We start from the raw sequence: 3,318 nt of genomic DNA, 5'->3' as shown, positions 1-3,318 counted from the left end.
GTCGAGCCCCCGGCGTTCGTCGAGCCCCCAGCCACCGAACCGGAGCCCGTCGAGCCGGAGCCCGCGCCCGTCGAGCCGGAGCCGGAGCCCGCCCCCGTCGAGCCCGCGGCCACCGACGCCCCGCTCGCGCCCAGCGAGCCCATCGCCTCTCCCGAGGGCCGGCTGGAGCGCCTGCGCGGCCGGCTCGGGCGCTCGCGCTCGACGCTCGGCACCGGCCTGCTGGGCCTGCTCGGCGCCGGGGACCTCGACGAGGACTCGTGGGAGGAGGTCGAGGACCAGCTCCTCATGGCCGACCTCGGGTCCGCGACCACCCAGGAGGTCGTCGGCAAGCTCCGCGAGCGGATCGCCTCCCGCGGGGTCCGGACCTCGGACGAGGTGCGCGATCTGCTGCGCGAGGTGCTCGTCGAGACCCTCGGGACCGGCCTGGAGCGGTCGGTGCACGCCCTGGCCCACGACGGCCGCCCGGCCGTCGTGCTCGTCGTCGGCGTCAACGGCACCGGCAAGACGACGACGACCGGCAAGCTCGCGCGGGTGCTCGTCGGCGGCGGTCACGAGATCGTCCTCGGCGCGGCCGACACCTTCCGCGCGGCGGCCGCCGAACAGCTCCAGACCTGGGGCGAGCGGGCCGGCGCGCGCACCGTGCGCGGGGCCGAGGGCGCGGACCCGGCGAGCGTCGCGTTCGACGCCGTCAAGAAGGGCACCGAGGCCGGGGTCGACGCGGTCCTGCTCGACACCGCCGGCCGGCTGCACACCAAGACCGGGCTCATGGACGAGCTCGGCAAGGTCAAGCGCGTGGTCGAGCGGCAGGCCGAGGTCGACGAGGTGCTCCTCGTCCTCGACGCCACCACCGGCCAGAACGGCCTGACCCAGGCCCGCGTGTTCGGCGAGGTCGTGGACGTGACCGGCGTCGTGCTCACCAAGCTCGACGGCACCGCCAAGGGCGGCATCGTCTTCCAGGTCCAGCGCGAGCTCGGCGTCCCGGTCAAGCTCGTCGGCCTCGGCGAGGGGCCCGACGACCTCGCGCCGTTCGAGCCCGAGGCCTTCGTCGACGCGCTCCTGCGCTGAGGCTGAGACAGCCTCGTCGACCGCCACCCGATCCGGCATGATGCGTCCGTCAGCCCCTCGCCGCTGATCGGGTGACCCCTGCGCGATCGGGCGTCGGCAGGAGTTGCACACGGTGAACGCCCCGGGAGTGACCTGGCCCACCGAACCCCGCGATGTCCGGTTCGGTGACGCGATGGTCACACCGGCTGGGCGGCTGTTAACTGCGGCGAAACAGACGCCGACGGCGCCCGAAACACAGCCTGCGCATCCTTCCCCCTCAGTGATCGCCCGTGAGTCGGTGTGCAGGAGGGACGAACGACCGTGTTGAATGCCGGTAGTACCGCGTGGGTACTCGCCAGCGCTGCGCTGGTGATGCTCATGACCCCAGGGCTCGCCTTCTTCTACGGCGGCATGGTCCGCTCGAAGAGCGTCCTGAACATGCTCATGATGAACTTCATGTGCCTCGCGATCGTCGGGGTGCTGTGGTGCCTCTACGGTTTCTCGCTCGCGTTCGGCAACGACGCGTTCGGCGGCCTCGTCGGCGACTTCCAGTACCTGGGCCTGGGCAACTCGTTCCCCGGCGGGTCGCAGGAGATCGTCGGTGCCAGCACCGGTGACGGCATCCCGGTGCTCGCCTTCGCGATGTTCCAGCTGATGTTCGCGGTCATCACCCCCGCGCTGATCTCGGGAGCGGTGCCGGAGCGCATCAAGTTCTGGAGCTGGGGACTGTTCGTCGTGCTCTGGTCGACGATCGTCTACTTCCCCGTCGCGCACTGGGTCTTCGCGTTCGACGGCTACGCGGGCGAGAAGGGCGGCTGGATCGCGAACTCGCTCAAGGCCCTCGACTTCGCCGGTGGGACCGCGGTCCACATCAACGCCGGTGCCGCGGGCCTCGCGCTCGCGCTCGTGCTCGGCAAGCGCCGCAACTGGCCGCGCGACCCGGGCCGCCCGCACTCGCTGCCGTTCGTGCTGCTCGGCGCGAGCCTCCTGTGGTTCGGCTGGTACGGCTTCAACGCCGGCTCGGCCCTGGGCGCCAACTCGACCGCCGCGATCGCCTTCACGACGACGACCGTGGCCACCGCGGCGGCGACGATCGGCTGGCTCATCGTGGAGCAGCTGCGTGACGGCAAGCCGACCACGCTCGGTGCCGCGTCCGGTGCCGTCGCCGGCCTCGTCGCGATCACCCCGGCCTGTGCGTACGTCAACCCGGTCGGCGCCCTCGCGATCGGTCTCATCGCCGGGGCCGTCTGCGCCCTCTGCGTGTCGATCAAGTTCCGGCTCGGCTTCGACGACTCGCTCGACGTCGTCGCGGTCCACCTCGTCGGCGGTCTGGTGGGCACCCTGCTCATCGGGTTCTTCGGCACGACGTCGCTGAACTCCTCGAGCGCCGACGGCCTGTTCTACGGTGGCGGCTTCGACCAGCTGGGCAAGCAGGCCGTGGCCGCGTTCTCCGTGCTCATCTACTCGTTCGTGGTCACGTGCATCATTGCGCTGCTGATCAAGCACACGATCGGGTTCCGGGTCAGCGACGAGGACGAAGCGGGGGGTATCGACGAGTCCCAGCACGCGGAGTCGGGGTATGACTACTCGGGCCTGAGCGGGGGAGGCAACTCCTCGCTCCTGGGCGCGGGGGCTGCCGGAACCTCGATGCCTGCGACCCCGAGGGAGGGTGCTCCGCGATGAAGATGGTGACCGCGATCATCAAGCCGTTCGTGCTGGAGGACGTGAAGGGGGCGCTCGAGCAGCTCGGCGTCCTCGGCATGACCGTGAGTGAGGTCCAGGGCTACGGCCGCCAGAAGGGCCACACCGAGGTCTACCGCGGGGCCGAGTACTCCGTGGACTTCGTCCCCAAGGTCCGCATCGAGGTCGTCACCGACGACCCGACCGCGGAGAAGGTGCTCGACGCGATCACCGAGACCGCCCGCACCGGCAAGATCGGTGACGGCAAGGTCTGGGTGACCCCCGTCGAGACCGTGGTGCGCGTGCGCACCGGCGAGCGCGGGGCGGACGCCCTCTAGCTCGCGGGCGCCTCGGTGCGTCGCGGCGTCGGGATCGGTCCTCCGGGACCGGCCCGGCGTCGCGCCCCCGTGCGCCCGGGTACGGCGCCGGTCCCGCCGGGGCCCGCGCCACACATCCACGTGACGGCGGGAGAGGGCAGGTCGGGCATGGTCGCTGCGTCGGGGGCGGACGCGTCGGGGGCTCCGGGAGCCGCGGGGCGGTCCCGGGCCACCGGGGACCCCGGAGTCGTCCCGACGGACCCCTCGACGGATCCGG

The 3,318-nt window shown here is 72.0% G+C and carries 3 protein-coding genes; all 3 read left to right on the top strand.

Annotated elements, in window-relative coordinates; all coding sequences use genetic code 11:
- The coding region (ftsY, locus tag AC0CYZ_RS00590; protein WP_472211016.1) for a signal recognition particle-docking protein FtsY at positions 1 to 1,065 on the top strand (1,065 nt) is incomplete at its 5' end.
- Positions 1,066 to 1,365: 300 nt separating this feature from the next.
- The gene (locus AC0CYZ_RS00585; RefSeq protein WP_472211013.1) at positions 1,366 to 2,727 is read left to right on the top strand and encodes an ammonium transporter; all 1,362 of its coding nucleotides are present in this window, start codon (positions 1,366 to 1,368) and stop codon (positions 2,725 to 2,727) included.
- Positions 2,724 to 3,062, top strand: coding sequence for a P-II family nitrogen regulator (locus tag AC0CYZ_RS00580; protein WP_472211010.1), 339 nt, complete (start codon positions 2,724 to 2,726; stop codon positions 3,060 to 3,062). Before AC0CYZ_RS00585 ends, AC0CYZ_RS00580 begins: the two co-directional genes overlap by 4 nt.
- Positions 3,063 to 3,318: the final 256 nt, after the last annotated feature.

Source organism: Actinomycetospora sp., assembly GCF_055612215.1.
This window is presented reverse-complemented; position numbering and strand designations above follow the sequence as displayed.

Coding starts and splice junctions, on each gene's coding strand:
- AC0CYZ_RS00580 (WP_472211010.1), top strand. CDS start 2,724: ATGAAGATGGTGACCGCGATCATCAAGCCGTTCGTGCTGGAGGACGTG.